Consider the following 17,719-nt stretch of genomic DNA (forward strand, 5'->3'; position numbering starts at 1 on the left):
CTAACGCTAAATGGAAGCCTAACTGGGCTTCCATTTTTTTGCCTCAATGTTTTTGTTTTTTTTCAACAATTAGAATGGTGAAGGCTCTGTCTTGGGTCTAAGATTTATTGTATCAATTTCATGATTGCAGCATGCTTCTTTGCCCTGATAGCCTCGATTTAATGGCATGCTAATCGTCGCTTCATGATGTGGGTCTACGCCATGAGAAAGACAAGAACAGTACATAAAATTCGTTTTGGCAAAAAACGTGGGCTCCAAACCACTTTCATCAAGCCATCGGAACTCGAAGAGCTCAACCCCTTTGTCCAATGGGATCATTTTACCGCCAAAGCCCTCCTCAACGCCAAGCGCCTCGATTACCAGAGCCATTCAGGCGTTGACGCAGTCAGCTACCCTGTTATCGGTAAGGTCAGCCATCACGACTCAACTGGCAACCATGTCACCCTAGCCAGCGGCGATGTACACATCATGACCTCTGGGGATGGGATCATCCACAAAGACATCATGACACCGCAAAACGGTCAGGTTGAGTCATTCAGCCTTGGTACGGTGTTGCCCGCTGGCAAAATTGAGATGGCGCCAGCAAGCTGTATCAACCTTCAGGCCCAGCAACTCCCCTTGATCGAGGAGCATGATTCTACGACTAAAATCATTATTGGCCGTTACAAGGATGCAGCCAGCCCAGCTCAATATAGCATTCCAATGACTTTCCTCGATATTATGATCGCCCCTTACGGGTGCTGGTATTTTGAAGCGGATCCAGAGCAACTTGCCGGTTTTGTCTATCTCCGCTCAGGGAGCGTTTATATTAGCGGTAGCCAACTTCACCACCACCAAATGGCAACATTGTCACCGTCTCCATTACCGATTGAAGTGCGCACCAGTAGGCTGGGGGCGAGAATTTTTATAGCGACGGGCAAGCCTCAGTTACAACCTTTATTTGCTAACCATCACTCGGTGCACTCATCCGCGAAAAACATGTCAAAAGCGACCCATAATATTGACGCCTTACTGATATCGAGAAAGTGATCTTGCTTCATAACTGAATCTTTTATTAGAGCTAGTTCACAAAACATAACACTCAAAAAATTGACGCTCCGAACTGCAAAACTTGAGCCCCGGCCGAAGTAAAGAGTTGCTTTTGACCCATTAAAACCCAAAAACACAGGCTAACTTACACAGTGGTTCTTTATTCAAGTAAGCATGACAATTTATTGCCTTTATGGGTATTCCCTTGAGGAATCCACCGCTGAACAAATAGCCGGATGTATCGCTTTTGGAAATAAGCACCACCTTTTGCCCATCGACATAAACATTTAAATTTTAAGGATATATTTTATTATCTGTCTATCCAGCCACGCCGCTTTAGACAGGTCGATATTATATGCCAGCCCCCCTCTCTCTCACAGACTTGTTTCAATATTCTTGCAACAGGGTATTGCTGTCGATGTTGACTGGTATTGCGGCTGGCATTACGGCAGCCAGCGCACAGGCAAACGACCTAGAACAACTGATGGAGATGAGCCTAGAAGAGCTCACCTTGGTCGATTTTCATATCACGTCTGCCGCCAAAAAGCCGCAATCACTCGAGGATATTCCCGCTGCGGTTTATGTGATCACCAACGAGCAAATAAGACGAAGTGGCGTCCGATCTGTGGCAGAAGCCCTCGCCTTGGCCCCCGGCGTTCAAGTTACCCGCATCTCGGAATTCAACTGGCAAGTCTCTCTCCGCGGGCTCAATGAAGTCTTATTCAATAAGCTGCTCGTTATGATCGACGGTCGCTCGGTCTATAGCCCACTCATGTCTGGCACATTTTGGCATACCATCGACACCTTGCTTGAAGATATTGACCGGATAGAAATCATCCGTGGGGCGGCAGGCACCATTTGGGGAGGCAATGCAACCAACGGTGTCGTCAATATCATTACCAAAGACACCAAAGACACACTGGGCCATTACACAGAATTAGCTGGAGGGGAATTTGGCTACCAGGAAGTCAACTACCGTTATGGCTCCCAATTGAGTACTGACCTGACCGCCCGAGCATTTGTAAAAGGGGTCAAGGGCGATTACTACACTGAGAATAATGATACCTGGCGTAACCTCCGCGGTGGAATCAAAACGGATTACCACAGAGGGGATCGTAAAGTCACCCTCGAGGTCGGCGGTTACCAAAGCAAGTCAGAGCACCTTTGGTATTATGCAGACTTTTCTTCGACGCCCTTCGGCCTTTACCATCAAACCGAACTCGATGTGTACTCAGAAGGTGCATATTTCCTTCTAAACTGGCAGGAGCAACATCACCAAGGCTTCTATGAATTCAAGCTATGGGCTGATACCAACTCGACCGATGAACCCTCTGCCGAAGGAGATTTCGATACAGTTGATCTGGATGTTCTTGCCCATCATCAGCTCACCCCGGCGCATCAGCTTACATTTGGCGGCGGGGCTCGCATGATCCACCGTAGGACAGCACCCTACCCAGATAATCAATACCAGCATATTGCACCTTGGGGGCGCTACAGCCATGATCCCATCGGCACCGACACAATATTCAATACCTATATCCAGCTGGAATCCGAATTAACCGAAACCCTGACTTCAACGCTGGGGCTGAAGGTCGAACACTTCAGCCTGAATAACAGCACAGAGCTTCAACCTCAGGCCCGTTTGCTTTACAAACCCAGTGATAACCAACACTTTTGGCTTGGTGCCGCCCGTGCGGTAGCCACACCGTCATTTGTTGCCACCAAAACAGATGGCTACTTTTTAACCTCGGCATGCCTCAGCGAGGACTGCCAAGACAACCGTCCAGCGCTTGTATACACGGCAGCCAACGAGGATCTTGATACTGAGTCAGTCGTCACCCTTGATATGGGTCATCGTTATACCTTCTCCGATCAGCTGTCCGTAGATAGTACTGTTTTTTATAGCCAATACGACAACATTGTTATGGAGAACGACAGTCAATGGCTATGCATCTATGGACAGTGTTCGGACGGTACCCGGCTGCCTGCCGAAATGTTTACCCTGGTACAAAGCTACAGCGATAACCTGAAAATCGACAATTACGGTTTCGAAACCGCAATCAACTGGTCGCCACTGCCCGCGCTCAGCCTTAACACCAGCTATAGCTACATCCAGACGTCGGCTTCTTGCTCGGGCCATGTCAATTGCCAGCCCGATGCCATTACCGGCAGCAAATTAATGTATGAGCACCAGCCGGCCCACCTGGTCTCGGTGCAAAGCCTGTGGCAAGTGACCCCGGCATGGCAGTTAGACCTTTGGTTCAAGCATAAAAGTGCCGTGTCCTCACACCTCGCTATGCTTGAAGCCCCGTCCATCAGCACGCTGGACGCTAGGGTTGCATGGCAAGAAAAAGCCCATTGGCCTCGTATCGAATTAATCGTTGATGCATTGGGTAAAGACCGGTACGAGGATATGCCAGGCAAAGCCGGTATCGAACAAACGGTATACCTCAAGGCGAACTGGGGGTTCCAGTAATGTTTCACCGTTTGTATCCCACCTTCTTCTCTGCAATTGCTTTTCTGGCTTTCAGCTGGGAGGCGCAGGGTAAGAGCCCGCAAAGCCAAAGCTTTTCCGAGCATGATATAAAAGCCGTCTATGTTTACCGTCTGGCCAGTTTCATTCGCTGGCCGGAAGGGAAAAAAAACAACCTTAAGTACTGCACCCTAGGCACAGATGCCACTACACAAAGTCTAGAAAGGCTATTTAGCCAAGAAGGTATCCGCGGGGAGCTGACAGCAACCCACTCATTGGCTGATGCCGCGCTGCATTGTGATCTTATTTTTATCACCCAAGACGCGATGCAACCTATCACACCACTACCACAATATAAGGGCCTGCTGACTATCAGTGACTCCCCTAAGGTGCTCTCAGAAGGGGGGATGATCGAGTTACGCACGCTCAACTATCAAGTCAAGCCCGCCCTTCACCGCGGTAACATTCAAAACAGCCAGCTCGATGTCAGCTCGAAGCTATTGAGAATCGCCTTGCACGCGACACAAAGCCATGCGACACAAAGCCATGGGGAGAACGGAGGCAGCAATGAATAATTGGCTCAAAAACCTCACCCTCAACCAACGGTTATCATTTCCAATAATGAGCTTTAACTTGCTGGTACTGCTGGGCTTCCAATTTATCAGCTACCAAAGTTACCTGGCGATAGAACGGGATAACCTGGTTGCAAGAACACAAGTACTGGCCAAAGGCGTGGGGAGTAATTTGTCTGCACCCGTATTGTTTCATGACACCTTTGCTGCCAAAGAGGTCCTTTCGGCCCTGAAAGCTGACGATCTCATTGTACGTGCCCGCTTGGAGTTACCAGACCATTCTCTTTTTGCCGAGTTCGAGAACAACAACCTGCCTTACTCAGTGCCAACTAAGCTTCAGCAACAGCAAATACACCAAGCTGGATACACTTTTGGCAGTGACAACCTGTATCTTATCGTGCCGGTGACTTTAGACAGTGAAGAAATTGCCCACATCCACCTCGCCGTTTCGTTGCATAAGCTCAACGAGATCCAGATAACCCACCTAAAAGTCAGCCTGTTCCTGTTTATCATACTGATCATTACCAGCATGTATTTTATCAACAGGATCCAGCACTGGGTGGTGACGCCAATTACTGAACTCAATAAAGGGATCAGGCGCCTGATAAAGGGAGACGCCCACCAGCCCATTCCCCACAGCCCTTTTACCAATGACGAACTCAATGAGTTAACTTTCGGGTTCAACAACATGGTAAATACTGTCAATCAGCGCAACAAAGAGCTTCGTACTGCGATGCAAACCCTTGCGATGGAGAAAGCTTTTGCTGACGAGGTAATTGAAACCGTACAGCATGCCTTGATCGTTGTTGACCGCCAGGGGATCATCACCCTCGCCAACCAAGCCTGCCAAAACATGTTCGAGCTTTCATCCTTTCAGCTGTTCAACCAACCGCTGATCAATATCCTGCAGCCAGTCGAACGCAATGCCTTCCTGCTGTTGCTTAATGACACACTCAATAAGCACAAAGAAATCGAGCACCTGGTCATTGAAAGCCGCCCTTCAAAGCAAGAATCAAGAGTATTCCAGCTTGTCAGCCGGCCGCTTCGCAACAAGCAGCAGGCGCTATTTGCTATTGAGGATGTTACAGAGCGACAGCGTGCTGACCGACAGCAAAAGCTCGTCAGCAAGGTTTTTGACAATAGCCAAGATGCGATTTTGCTCTTCGACCGAGAAGACAAAATCAGCATGGTCAATACAACCTTTGTACGGCTTTCGGGCTTTGAAGAAAAAGATATCATGGGCAAGCACTACCACCATATCATCGATGAAGATCAGTTCGCCCCGGTGGTCTCTCAAATCAAGGAAGCCCTGGCTACTCAAACCCAGTGGCATGGCGAAATCAGTTTATGGACCAAGAGCGGACAGGATCTCCCTTTGTATATCCGAATTAGCCAAATCAATGATCCGCACAGCCAAGATCAACAAACGGTTGTGATCGGCTCGGATCTGCGCTCGATGAAAAAGATGAAGCAGCTAGAATACCAAGCTAACCATGATGTACTGACCAACCTGCCTAACCGGGGCAAGCTTTACCAAACCCTTTATGACAAGCTCCGCGAGCAGCAGCTATCCGGCCATTCATTTTGCGTATTGTTTCTTGATTTGGACGGGTTTAAAAATGTTAACGACAACTTTGGGCATGATATTGGCGATCAAGTACTGATCACTATTGCCAACCGACTGACCGAGGCAGTCAAACAGCATGATATCGTCGCTCGCATTGCAGGAGATGAATTCGTCATCGTGCTATCTGAAGGACAAGATCCAACGGCAATCCAGGAGACCTGCCAGCAAATCATGCGCTCAATCGCTTCGCCAATGAAGATCGATGGTTACCAGCTGAAAATCGGTGCCAGTATCGGCAGCTATCTCGTTCAAAGCGACGAATATCAGAATATCAATGATATTTTGCGGCGGGCAGATAAGGCGATGTATAAAGCCAAGCTGAAAGGCAAAGGGCAGCTCATTCATTACCTGCCTTCCCAGCACCGAGAGCCTAAGAATCTCCCGGATACTCCATAGAGGGATAGAATTAGTACCGCTGCCACTGTTGATTACAGGGCGGCGGTATTATTTTTCCATCAATAAGGAAGAGTCCGTCGTTGGCTATGGGCGATGAGCCAGACGGAATGTGCCTTTGGAGCTAAACCAAACGGCTTGTGATTTCTTACGGCCAAGCAGGATCGGGCCGTCATCGAAAAACAGGAAGTTTTTCCAGTTGCGCTTAAAAACGTCCCATTTAGTTTCAATCACGTTGTACTTCTCGTAGCAGAAGAACACAGTGGTATTATCTTCCCAATTTAGGAATTCCATCATTTCTTCTGGTAGATCAGGTTCATCGGTATCCCAAGCTTCTTGCCAATCAATCGCTTCAGACCAAATTTTGTCATCATGTGCCCAATCACCTTTCCCGAAATGATCGGCATCGGGGCTCTGGCGGCTGATATGCTCACCCCAAACTTGTGCAGAGCGGGCTTGGGTAAAAGGTTTAATTTTCTCCAAGTCTGATTCAGCAACAGGCATTGAAGCATGGGTAAAAATCCACTTTCGGGAATAGCTATCTAACTCTACGTAGTTCATTGGACGACCTAACAATCTATGACGGGGGAAATGTACCTGAGTCGCCCGCTTTGTGCCAGTAAATATCCGATTTAAGCCAGAACTATCGCTTATATAAGTGTTTGTCCCTGCCGCATGGAAAAGGTCGTTTGAGAAGGCTTTTTAAAGGTGGACGCCAAAGGATGTGAAAACGATATCGAGCGGCCATGGAAACCGCTCGAGAACTGACTGATTCAATTTATTTTTTCTGATCCCACAAATTACTTACCCAGCCACCTACGGCATCATCATAATGACAACCGGTATAGTGCTTTTCTACAATTGTCGTTTCTTCTTTGCTAGATTCAATCAACTTCGAGATGTGGCATGCCATCGGATCCCCACCTGTCGTCAAACGACGGCGAGTCGCTACTTCTTTGATGATTTGCAAGCGGTAAGCCGAGTTCATTTTCTTCATCTTTCCACACCTCTATTGATTGAGCCCAAATAAAAATAGGAGGCGTTAAGAAAATCGTCAAATAATGCTCTTACGACGTTCATATATATCAACTAAAAGCCAAAACTCATGCCTATATATATCAATGAGTTAATTCCACAACTTTTGCCACGTTATTATTAACATTCACAATAAAAACATAAACCATTGATATATATAAATTAAAAATATCATTAAAATTTCTTCATTCATACAAAAAAGATTCATACTTTTGTGAGTAGGCTCAACCTGACAAAATTGTCTTTATTCTTTGGCATGGCTACGGACACATGTCTAATCTTCCGATATTAAAAACGTAACCCAGTAGCGGTTTTGAAGCTGAAGTTTTAAAATGCAAAACAAATACAACAACAAATTACAGTATGTACAACTTAGCCACCAACCTTGAGCGCAACGCTGACTTCCGAGGCAATGACACCGCATTGGTTTTCAACGATGAGAAAATCAATTTCCGTACACTCAATCATATGGTCAATGCCATCGCCAACCAACTTTGTGAAATCGGTATCAAGCCTGATGACAAAGTGGCAATTTCCTGTCCGAATATGCCAGCTTTTGTTATCGGCTACTACGCGATCCAAAAAGTAGGCGCCGTTACCGTCCCGCTGAACATTATGCTCAAAGGCCCAGAAGTGGCCTACCACCTCAATGACTCAGATGCCGTCGCCGTTATTAGTTTCGAGGGCAACAGCACGCTGCCAAGCGGTGAGTATTGCTTGGAAGGTTTCAAGCAAACCGATAGCTGCCAACATTTTATTTCTATTGAATCTGGCAATGGTGCCCCGCTACCCGAAGGCGCACATAGCTTCAACCAATGGCTCAAGACCGGAAGCAGGGATTTTGAAGCGGTATACCGACGTGCAGAAGATACGTGTGTGATCTTATATACATCTGGCACGACAGGGCGTGCCAAGGGGGCTGAGCTCAGCCAGAGCAATATGCTGTGTAACGCCCAAGCCTGCCAAGCCCTGACAAACCAAAAAGGCTCTGATGTTAGCATCGCCATCCTGCCACTGTTCCATACCTTCGGCCAGTCGTTAATCATGAATACGTCTATGCTGGCCGGTAGCGCCCTGGTTCTGATCCCGCGCTTTGTACCCAAAAATGTCTTCCAACAAATGTACAAACATAAAGTAACGCATATGGCTGGGGTACCTACCATGTTCATGGGACTGCTTGCCTTTGCTGAAAAGCATGGCAACGCAGACATCGACGAAATCGCAGATAACCTCAAAGTCACTATTTCGGGCGGGGCCTCTATGCCGGTGGAAATCCTTAAGCAGTTCGAAGAAAAACTAAAAGTTCCCGTCATCGAAGGCTATGGCTTGTCTGAGTCTTCCCCTGTTGCCGCTTTTAACCACTTAGAATATGAGCGTAAGCCCGGCAGTATCGGCCAGCCATTGCCAGGCGTTGCGATGAAAGTTGTCGATGACAATGGCGAGGAGGTTCCACGCGGCAAAGAAGGCGAACTCCTGATCCGCGGCCATAACGTGATGAAAGGCTACTATAAGAAGCCTGAAGAAACCGCTAAAACCGTGGTCAATGGCTGGCTCCACACCGGTGACATCGTTCGCATGGACGAACAAGGCTATGTATACGTGGTTGACCGCCTAAAAGAGGTGATCATCCGTGGTGGATTCAACATTTATCCGCGAGATATTGAAGAAACCTTTATGACTCACCCTGATGTTTCGATGATTGCGGTTATCGGCGTACCCCACAAGACATATGGTGAAGAAGCCAAAGCCTTTGTTGTCCTCAAAGACAACGCGACGGCCACTGGCAAGGAACTGGTCGCATGGGGCAAAGAACGTTTGGCCGATTACAAATATCCCCGCCTCATTGAGATTGCCGGGGAGCTACCGATGACAGCGACGGGGAAAATCCTCAAGCGCCTGCTGAAATAGCCGGTTTAAAAACCCTGTTCAATACCTCATAAACCTTTGTTGGCCTGTTATTAAGACAGGCCAATAGTTAAGACAGGCCAATTTGGCATATTGCCACCAGCCCTGCTAACTTAATTACATTGTCTAGCGCGATTAAGTTGAGAAGGTGCGAGTGTGCGGGTAATACCTTATATCTTTATATTGGCCTACCTCAGCCCCTTCGCTTCTGCCAAGGTTCAAGCCGAACCGCCTAATGCCTTCCATCAGTGCACGAAAACGCTGACATACCAGCTATTTTTCAACAACTTGAAAATAGGCCAGATGACTCGGGTGCTGCGCTGGCAAGACAAGCAAGCGCAAATCAATGCCTATAGCAATATTGAGGTGCTGGCGACCAAAACCCGCTTCAACCAGCAAAGCCAAGTCTATTGGTCGGAAGAGCAGCAAAGCTTCCTGTCTAAAGGGTTTCGCCGGGAAGTAAAAGGCTTGTTGGGCGGGAGCACCAATGTCTCGTTCAACAATGATGGCAGCTCGTCCAAAGTCACCGTCGATGGCAAAGTCTCCTCATTTACCAGTGACACCCTGCCCCTGCTTGATGCAGATGCCATTGGGAGCCAAATGCGGTTGGGGTTAATCGAAGGCAAAACCCAGTTTGAGTACAACCTGCAAGATACCGACGATGTGAACCGCTATTATTTCCGGGTCCAAGGCAAAGAAAAGATCAATTCCAACTTCGGTAGCATCAATGCGATCCGGGTTGAGCAAGTTAGGAAGAGCGACCGTCAATTTGTCATGTGGTTCTCGCCAGATGTTGACTACCAATTAGTGCGAGCCACCTACAAGCGTAAGATACTGGATCTCAAAGCCGTCCTGCTTAGCAATAAAAAGGTGTGTCCCCCGACAAGCCAGTTTTCAATGAACACAGTCATGCCTGTCCCGAACAACGACTGAGTGCCCTTCACCTCTTGGCAAGGCCTAGCCTACTTCATCGACACTTTCCCCCCAATCATTTTCAGGGCGGGAGCACCTCTAATTAACGTGTCCCGGGCAAAAGTTTGTTCGCAGTTGGGGCACACGCCTTCTTGCAGGGTAAAGTCTTTGACAATCCGCTCTTTGAAACACTTCACCAACGCCCCTTTGCCGCCTTTACGGTATTTATACAATTTGGTTTTGCATCCCGCACAATAGATTTCAACGGTTTTAGTTGGGCCTTTCATATTGGGTTTTGCCATGATGGTGCTTTGTTCTTACCTGAGACAGAAGTTGATCGATATGTACGAGGTGATCGTCCTCCACACCAGCATGGTTGCCATATTTGGGCTGGTGACGATCATTTTCAAGAGGATGATGCCAGCCAATCGTCGTCTCGACAAATGTGCTGGCGAAAGTGCTAGATATTGAGAGGCAGCCGGCTAATACCGTATCCACATAAGTCTGCATGATCGGCTGGAGGTGGCAGGGAGGCTCATGATCATCTTTGGTATAAACCCATACCGGCAAATCGCCAGCCAATGGCTGCTGGGATTTGACCTGAGAGGGGTCAAGCTCTATGCGGCGGTAGCCTCTTTCTCGGTGGTCGAACTGCTGCAGTGCCTTTTCATCCACTTTGACAAGCACGCCATTGCAGAGCCCGTCACCCAGAGCTGCGACCAAAGGTGAAATACGATAAGAGCCATCTACCTTCCCCCAATGGCGCTGCAAGCCATGGACGGTAACAGGCTGGGCTTCTTTCGCCTGCCCGGTTAACAAACGAGATGCGTGGTTAATCAAACTGCCATAACCAAAAATATACATATAACTGCTACACCCTCTCTAACACTCACTCAAAGCGATAAACCAAAAAAGCGCGAAAACTGCTGCCATTGCTCAATGACTTCTGCCAATGTAGCACGTTTAAACATCACTTCGGTACCCGGCCTTGCCTGAGCCAGCCTTGGCAAGTCAATACGAGCAACACAGCCTAACTTGGGGTAGCCACCAAGTGTCTGCCTGTCATTAAGCAAAACGATGGGTTGGCCGTTGGGGGGAATCTGAACCGCCCCCAGCGCTATCCCTTCCGACACAATCCCTTCAACATCTGCTTGGATCGGCTCTCCTGACAGCTTGCAGCCCATGCGGTCAGTTTCCTGACTAACAGTATAGCGCCCTGAATAGAAGCGCTGCTTTTCACTGTCTGGAAAGCTCGCCTGCTGGTAAGACTCTATCACCCGCAATTGGATGGGCTTGTTGTAGTCCGGAATAAAGCGCGCTGATGCTTGGCGGTGAACCCCGTCCCCTTCCATCTGCTTCAATGCCTCCGCAGATAACGGGTTCACCAGTAGTCGATCCCCTTTCTCTAAGCCTTTGCCTTGGTGCAAGCCGCCCAATTGGTTTCGCGGCACACAGGCAGCACTACCCAGTACCGTAGGTACATCAAACCCGCCCTGGACAGCCAAATATGCTCTAAGCCCCGAGCGGGCAAAACCGAACACTATCCTTTGTCCTTTTCTCACCTCAATGCTTTGCCACATGGGTAAAAGGACACCATCTAACTGTGGCTGCATGTCCGCGCCTGTCACCGCAATATGGCAGTCTTGCAAGACATGGAATTCAGCTTGACCCAGCGTAATTTCCAGCATCGCACTGTTGGTATCATTGGCGAGCAGATAATTAGCCCAGCAAAACGCATGCAGATCAACCGCCCCGCCCTGGCTTAAACCCTGAGCCCCCGCACCATAGCGCCCAACATCTTGGATCAGAGTGAGCATACCCGGCCGGATCACTTCCATTGTGGCCATAACTGTCCTCCTTGAGCTAAAAACGCATCCTTGGATATTGGTGAAAATTGCACCTTATCGCCAACTTGAAAAGGGGTCATGGGTGACTGGTCGGGCTGGAATAAAGCCTGCGGGCAATTGCCGATAATCTGCCACCCGCCCGGCGAATCATTTGGGTATACCGCCGTTTGTTGATTAGCGATACCTACACTGCCAGCTGGCACCCACTTCCGTGGTTCACTATGGCGAGGGGCCGCGATGGACTCATCGACCGATGCAAGAAAGGCAAAGCCCGGCGCGAATCCGATGGCACAAACGGTATAAACCTGCTGGCTATGGCGCTGGATCACCGCTTCAACACTCATCCCTTTAGCGTGCGCCAAAGAGGCTAAATCGGGGCCGGCCTCGTCCCCGTAGTAAACAGGCAAAGCGATAAGCTTTGGCTGGTAATCGCCATGTCCTGGTTCGTCCTCGGCACTATTACTGGCCTGTTCTGCATGTGCCGAATAAGCGGCCAGCACACCGACGAGCTGTTCGTAGCTCAACATATCTGGACGGTACTGGATCAACACCGAGGTATAGGAAGGGATCGCCTCGATCAAAGCAGGGTGTGATAAAGAATTCAGGTAGGCGACAAACTGGCTGATCTTTGGTGTAAGCGAAAGATCAATGTGATCACCAAAATAGACTATCGCATTGCACTCAGAAACGGGTTCAATCTTGAACATTGGCCAGATCCTCTGCAAGCTGCCGCACCACCGCTATCGACTCGTCGTTGTCGCCATGCACGCAAACCGTATCGACTTCAAGCGCTAACACCCTACCATCGATGGTGGTTATTTTACCTTTGGCTAGCTCAGCAACCTGTTGGCGAATCCTTTGGCTGTCATGGTAAACCGAACCGGCTTGAGACCTGGGCACCAGCAAGCCTTGGCTATCGTAAGCCCTATCCGCAAAGCCTTCGAACAACAACTCTACGTTACGCTGTGATGCTAGCTCTTTATAGTGTTGATTATCTCGCCTGGCTAAGATCATCAGTTTCAACGGCGAGGAGCGGTATTGGGTTATTTCTGCTATGGCGCTGAGAATCGCTTCGAAGATCCACGGCTGTGCCATCATGTCGTTGTACAGCGCACCGTGAGGTTTAACATAACTAACAACACCTCCATATAACTGGCAAAGCGCTTCGAGCGCACCAATTTGATAGGCGACCAATCGGGTAATAGCTTCAGCACTGTGGGGGATAGAACGGCGCCCAAAACCACTCTTGTCGTCGTAGCCAGGATGGGCACCAATTTCGACGTTATCTTCCAGTGCCAATTGTATGGTCTTGGCCATATGATCTGGGTCTGAGGCGTGGAATCCACAGGCAATGTTGGCCATGTCGATATACGGCATGACGTCGGCATCCTTCCCCATCGTCCAGCTGCCAAAGCTCTCACCCATATCACAATTGAGTTTCATATCTGCTCCCTGCTTACACCAACGTTAGCTTATTAGTTATCAAACTAAGTGGTTGATATTAAATCTACTCGAATAAGTATAACAAGCAGTTCTCGGAGCGGACAGTATGAGGAAAGGCTGTGAAGGCCAGATACGAAAAAGCCCCAGCATTTCTGCTAGGGCTTTTTCTTAAACTGGAGCGACACACGAGGTTCGAACTCGTGACCTCAACCTTGGCAAGGTTGCGCTCTACCAACTGAGCTAGTGTCGCAAATGGAGGCGCGTCCCGGAGTCGAACCGAGGTCCACGGATTTGCAATCCGCTGCATAGCCACTCTGCCAACGCGCCTTCAATACCTACGAGGTGTTCCCCGCTGAGGTATGGGGTGCATTCTACGGATTGAGCTAATCGAGTCAACAAGAAATTTGGGGAAATATTGTCAAGCGGTCACTTTGCAACCAAACAATATCAAGTCGAATATTTTCTCATCAAATGATGACTCTATAACCCCAAACAATTAAAGCAAAGCTGCCTACCTAGAATGCTTGAATACCTCAAGGAGATCTTGGAAAATAGTGACCTTCGTCACAATTACCATCTCGATTAATCATGACTACCCTTTTTCGCATCGGCTTACTCGCCATTGCAGCCACCCCATTAACTGCTTGCAGTCCCAAGCAACATCAGCCGATAACGACAGGGATCAGCTTCATTACCCAAGCTCCAGATTATCTTCTGCAGGAGTCCAGTAACACTTCATGGCAAAAGTATGCCCCGAAGAAAACGGAGAACTGGCTAAACCACCAATATCGGATAGCATCAAGAAAGGCTGCTGACAATAACGCCGCTTTCATTGCATTTTACTCAGATCAGCAACATGACAAGCCTATCCTTACCCCAGCTTTCTCGTATGTAACGGCTATGATCTCCAACAAAGCAGGCAATGATAAGCCTGAAGGTAACGCAAGTGCAGAGCAAGCTATCCTTGCCAGTAATATTGACTTTGGTATGGCTCAAGCTGCTACGGATGTGTTTGCCTACAACCCAAACAAGGCTCGGGCAGATGTGTTTGAACAACAGCAAGAGAGCGAGTCCATCGCGTACTTGTCACTCATCAAGCAAACGCATTCTGAACAAGATGCTCCCCTCGCCCACGATTTGACGGTACTCGCCCACTCAGTTGACAGGCTGGCGACCCAAGGCAGAAACAAGATCGTTCTACTCAGCCAATACGACGCTCAGTACAGCTCATACATTTCTGAACGAATTAAGGGATTGGATGTGATTATTAGTGCAGGTGAGGTGAGCGATGTCGCTATCCAGAATAATACGTGCCTTGCGGCATTCGAGCATACCGGGGTGAATTGGCAAACGTTATATGTTTCTTTCGACTCGGACGGGAATATTCTGCAGTGTCGGTTTTAACCTCTGATAAATATTTACCTTCAAAAGTAATTACTGACCGCATCGGAACGGCCAACACTTTAACGATATAGATGGGAAGTGGGAACACAAAAAAGATAGAAATATAAATAGTTACACTTTTCACACTCACCAAATCATAACAAGATATTGAATATTAAGGGTTTTATATAAATACCCGAGAGGAATAAGTAAAAATTGATTAGGCCACATAACAATATCTCTCAATTTAATTACAATGCTGGTTTATTTACTGTCAACACAACATAATTATGAAAAAAAGGCTGATTTTACTTTTTAGTGTTAATTTATTGGCGTTTATCGTCATTTTTTTAGCGACTAACGTTTCATTCAATAAAATTAATGAAAAATCAAGTGAACTCTATAAAGACAGAGTCATTCCTATGGGGCAATTGAAAGTTATTAACGACACTTTTGCAGTAAGCTTTATTGATGCTTTTAATAAGTACCACATTGGCATTTTTACCCAGCAAGACCTACAAAACTCAATTCAATCTGGGCTTCTTGCCGTTGATGAGCAGTGGGCAGCGTATATGGCTACCTACCTCACCCCCGAAGAGCAGGCTATTGCAACCAGTTTTGAACAGCAAAAAAATGTCGTTGAACAGTACCTACAAACAGCGACCTATCGGCCTGTAACAGCGGCTGTGATAACGGAACTGTATCAACGCGTTGATATCTTGTCAGAAATTGGGTTAGAGCTAACCAATATCCAACAAACCATCGCGCAGACACTTTATCAGGAAAGCCTTGCCGATGCGGAATCTGCCAAGTACCTAATCTCTATTATCATGCTGTTTTGCCTGTCAGCAACACTGTCCATAGGGTTTGTCATTTACCGATTTACCTCAAATTATGTCGGAGGTGAGCCAGATGAAATATCACATAAAATTCAGCTGATTAGCCAAGGGGATCTTTCGGCCCAATCGCATGGTGGGGAAAAAGGTATTTACCGGGATGTGTTAATGATGTCCAGCCACCTCAACCGTTCGTTCCATAAAATGATGGATATATCCAACAATGTCGCATCAGCATCGGAAGAGTTAGCGGTGGTTATGAACCAGGCACAGCAGAATTCCAACCATGAGTTAGCACAGATTGAAAATGTCTCTGCGGCCGTAGAACAACTGACCAGTTCTGCCAAACAAGTTGCTGAGCAAGCCAGCAAGGCCCAGGTAATAAACAATACAGTCATTGATAATGTTGCTACCGGCGATGAGTCACTTCAGCATGCGTATTCCTTGAACAGCCAGATTGAGCAATCAGTTATAGATTCTGTCTCTGTTGTTGAACACTTAAAGTCACTCTCAGTCAATATTGGAGATGTGGTTGAGGTTATTAACTCTATCTCAGATCAAACTAATTTGCTGGCATTGAATGCGGCGATAGAAGCAGCCCGAGCAGGCGAATATGGGCGAGGTTTTGCTGTAGTCGCTGATGAAGTAAGAGCACTGGCGGTAAAAACTCAAGAGTCGACCTTCAGTATAAAAAGCACTATAGACGAGCTTCAGGCCTATACCCAAACCACTTTCCAACATATGGAGACAAATGCGGATTTAATTCAGCAATCCAAGGCTTTGGGAGAGCAACTCAGTCAGGCATTCACAAATATTTCGCGTTCAGTCGATGACATGAAGCAAGTAAGCCAATTGGTGACACAAGCAGCAGAAGAGCAAAGTCAGGTGGCGGTGGAAATTTCAAGTAACGTCACAGCCACTGTTGAAACAATCCACCAGAGTGTCACGGGGATTTCCCAATCTACAGCCGCTAGCAAAGAGCTCTCACAGTTAGCCGTGGATCAGAAGAAACTCCTCAATCGATTTACCCTTACATAACTGACCACAAACAAAAATGCCCGCCAAATGATATTTGTCGGGCATTTTTCATCAATCAGCTGTGATTAATCAAGAAACTGACCACTGTGACAATGAGCGCTTGAAGTCTTCATAGCCAAACTCGTTCAGCATTTGGATGTCACCACTGCTGCGTTCGCAGTAGATGGATGGCATCTTCAGGCCGTTGAACCAGTTCAGCTTCACCATGGTGTAGCCCGCGCTATCCATGATGTGAAGCCTCTGGCCAATCTCTAACGGTTGGTCAAAGTTAGCGACACAGAACTGATCGCCAGCCAGGCATGAGCAAGAACCAATCACGTACTCGTGATCACCATTTTCTGATGCTTCAAGTACAGAAGCTGGCTCATCATAGATCAGAGTATCTAGGCGGTGGGCTTCTGTCGCTGAATCGACAATAGCGGTCTTCTTAACGTTTTCAACGATATCGACAACGGTAACTACGAGGTCGGTTGTTTTGGTGATAATCGCTTCACCCGGCTCAAGGTAGAGCTGAACGCCGTGTTTTTCAGAGAAGGCTTTCAGAGCTTGCGCCAGCTTCTCGATGTCATAGCCCGGCCAGGTGAAGAATACACCGCCGCCAAGGCTAACCCAGTCTAGCTTGTCCAGATGGCTGCCGAATTGCTCAGATATAGCGTCAAGCAGGCCGATGAATGCATCAACATCTTTGTTCTCACAGTTCATGTGGAACATGACGCCATCTAGGTTTTCGAATACTTCCGGCTTGATGTGATCTGCTTGTACGCCCAAACGGGAGAATTGACGAGCTGGGTTTGCCAGGTCTTGGCCTGCGTAGCTCACACCTGGGTTCAGGCGTAGGCCCAATGACGCTTTGCCTTCTACGATGTGGCGGTAAGCGGCTAGCTGGCTTTGCGAGTTGAAGATCATCTTGTCGCAGATGTCTGCCACTTCACGTACATCATCTTCGCTGTAACCAACGCTGTAAGCATGGGTTTCACCGCCGAAGGTTTCGTAGCCCAGTTTGACTTCATACGGGCCGCTGCTGGTTGTACCGTCAAGGTATGGCTTGATGATGTCAAACACACCCCAAGTCGAGAAGCACTTGAGGGCCAATACCAGTTTTACACCTGAAAGCTCTTTGAGCAGCTTGGCTTTTTCCAAGTTGGCAATCAGCTTATCTTCATTGATCATGAAGTAAGGTGTTTTCAATTCTTCTTTCTTAAATGTCATTTTTTCTCACACACTCA

16 protein-coding genes and 2 tRNA genes are annotated in these 17,719 nt (G+C 47.8%); 8 read left to right on the plus strand and 10 right to left on the minus strand.

Annotation, left to right across the window (positions count from 1 at the left end; genetic code table 11):
- Positions 1 to 201 precede the first annotated feature (201 nt).
- The 4 genes from ACXAGQ_RS00730 (at position 202) to ACXAGQ_RS00745 (ending at position 6,097) form a co-directional block, all read left to right on the plus strand.
- Positions 202 to 1,029, plus strand: coding sequence for a pirin family protein (locus ACXAGQ_RS00730; RefSeq protein ID WP_475250947.1), 828 nt, complete (start codon positions 202 to 204; stop codon positions 1,027 to 1,029).
- A gap of 418 nt (positions 1,030 to 1,447) precedes the next feature.
- Positions 1,448 to 3,505, plus strand: a complete 2,058-nt coding sequence (locus tag ACXAGQ_RS00735; protein WP_475250949.1) for a TonB-dependent receptor plug domain-containing protein — start codon at positions 1,448 to 1,450, stop codon at positions 3,503 to 3,505.
- Positions 3,505 to 4,077 carry a YfiR family protein gene (locus ACXAGQ_RS00740; RefSeq protein ID WP_475250951.1) on the plus strand — a complete coding sequence of 191 codons (573 nt, stop codon included), beginning with the start codon at positions 3,505 to 3,507 and terminating at the stop codon, positions 4,075 to 4,077. Before ACXAGQ_RS00735 ends, ACXAGQ_RS00740 begins: the two co-directional genes overlap by 1 nt.
- Positions 4,070 to 6,097 carry a sensor domain-containing diguanylate cyclase gene (locus ACXAGQ_RS00745; RefSeq protein ID WP_475250953.1) on the plus strand — a complete coding sequence of 676 codons (2,028 nt, stop codon included), beginning with the start codon at positions 4,070 to 4,072 and terminating at the stop codon, positions 6,095 to 6,097. Before ACXAGQ_RS00740 ends, ACXAGQ_RS00745 begins: the two co-directional genes overlap by 8 nt.
- 84 nt (positions 6,098 to 6,181) lie before the next feature.
- Here ACXAGQ_RS00745 and ACXAGQ_RS00750 read toward each other — a convergent pair whose 3' ends face one another.
- Together ACXAGQ_RS00750 and ACXAGQ_RS00755 are read right to left on the minus strand one after the other, a co-directional pair.
- Complete coding sequence (locus ACXAGQ_RS00750; protein WP_475250955.1) at positions 6,182 to 6,655, minus strand: DUF2947 domain-containing protein; 474 nt, start codon at positions 6,653 to 6,655, stop codon at positions 6,182 to 6,184.
- Positions 6,656 to 6,872: 217 nt separating this feature from the next.
- Positions 6,873 to 7,091: a hypothetical protein gene (locus tag ACXAGQ_RS00755; RefSeq protein ID WP_475250957.1), complete on the minus strand. Its 219-nt coding sequence runs from the start codon at positions 7,089 to 7,091 to the stop codon at positions 6,873 to 6,875.
- 401 nt (positions 7,092 to 7,492) lie between these two features.
- Between ACXAGQ_RS00755 and ACXAGQ_RS00760 the strand changes: the two genes are divergently transcribed.
- The gene (locus ACXAGQ_RS00760; protein ID WP_475250959.1) at positions 7,493 to 9,037 is read left to right on the plus strand and encodes a long-chain-fatty-acid--CoA ligase; all 1,545 of its coding nucleotides are present in this window, start codon (positions 7,493 to 7,495) and stop codon (positions 9,035 to 9,037) included.
- 153 nt (positions 9,038 to 9,190) lie between these two features.
- Positions 9,191 to 9,967 (plus strand): DUF3108 domain-containing protein, encoded by a 777-nt coding sequence (locus ACXAGQ_RS00765; protein ID WP_475250961.1) that lies wholly within the window; start codon positions 9,191 to 9,193, stop codon positions 9,965 to 9,967.
- Between the two features lie 29 nt (positions 9,968 to 9,996).
- On the opposite strand, the gene ACXAGQ_RS00770 is transcribed toward ACXAGQ_RS00765, so the two are convergent.
- The 7 genes from ACXAGQ_RS00770 to ACXAGQ_RS00800 all read right to left on the minus strand — a co-directional run bounded on the left by ACXAGQ_RS00770 (position 9,997) and on the right by ACXAGQ_RS00800 (position 13,563).
- Positions 9,997 to 10,248, minus strand: a complete 252-nt coding sequence (locus tag ACXAGQ_RS00770; RefSeq protein WP_475250963.1) for a hypothetical protein — start codon at positions 10,246 to 10,248, stop codon at positions 9,997 to 9,999.
- A complete protein-coding gene (locus ACXAGQ_RS00775; protein ID WP_475250965.1) occupies positions 10,217 to 10,810 on the minus strand; it encodes a gamma-glutamylcyclotransferase family protein in 594 nt (197 codons plus the stop codon). Before ACXAGQ_RS00775 ends, ACXAGQ_RS00770 begins: the two co-directional genes overlap by 32 nt.
- Positions 10,811 to 10,839: 29 nt before the next feature.
- Entirely contained in the window at positions 10,840 to 11,793 is a 954-nt protein-coding gene (locus tag ACXAGQ_RS00780; protein ID WP_475250967.1) for a 5-oxoprolinase subunit C family protein, read from the minus strand.
- On the minus strand, positions 11,775 to 12,518 hold the full coding sequence (pxpB, locus tag ACXAGQ_RS00785; RefSeq protein WP_475250969.1) for a 5-oxoprolinase subunit PxpB: 744 nt from the start codon (positions 12,516 to 12,518) through the stop codon (positions 11,775 to 11,777). The genes ACXAGQ_RS00780 and pxpB overlap by 19 nt, the downstream gene beginning before the upstream one ends.
- The gene (locus ACXAGQ_RS00790) at positions 12,487 to 13,236 is read right to left on the minus strand and encodes a 5-oxoprolinase subunit PxpA (RefSeq protein WP_475250971.1); all 750 of its coding nucleotides are present in this window, start codon (positions 13,234 to 13,236) and stop codon (positions 12,487 to 12,489) included. The genes pxpB and ACXAGQ_RS00790 overlap by 32 nt, the downstream gene beginning before the upstream one ends.
- Positions 13,237 to 13,410: 174 nt before the next feature.
- Positions 13,411 to 13,486: transfer RNA gene (locus tag ACXAGQ_RS00795), tRNA-Gly, on the minus strand.
- Between the two features lie 3 nt (positions 13,487 to 13,489).
- A tRNA-Cys gene (locus ACXAGQ_RS00800) sits at positions 13,490 to 13,563 on the minus strand.
- Between the two features lie 261 nt (positions 13,564 to 13,824).
- Here ACXAGQ_RS00800 and ACXAGQ_RS00805 point away from each other — a divergent pair.
- Complete coding sequence (locus tag ACXAGQ_RS00805) at positions 13,825 to 14,640, plus strand: hypothetical protein (protein ID WP_475250973.1); 816 nt, start codon at positions 13,825 to 13,827, stop codon at positions 14,638 to 14,640.
- A gap of 269 nt (positions 14,641 to 14,909) precedes the next feature.
- Positions 14,910 to 16,493, plus strand: coding sequence for a methyl-accepting chemotaxis protein (locus tag ACXAGQ_RS00810; protein WP_475250975.1), 1,584 nt, complete (start codon positions 14,910 to 14,912; stop codon positions 16,491 to 16,493).
- 69 nt (positions 16,494 to 16,562) lie between these two features.
- Here ACXAGQ_RS00810 and nspC read toward each other — a convergent pair whose 3' ends face one another.
- Positions 16,563 to 17,702, minus strand: a complete 1,140-nt coding sequence (gene nspC, locus ACXAGQ_RS00815) for a carboxynorspermidine decarboxylase (protein ID WP_475250977.1) — start codon at positions 17,700 to 17,702, stop codon at positions 16,563 to 16,565.
- Positions 17,703 to 17,719 lie beyond the last annotated feature (17 nt).

This window comes from Photobacterium sp. ABD4_091 (genome assembly GCF_056160145.1).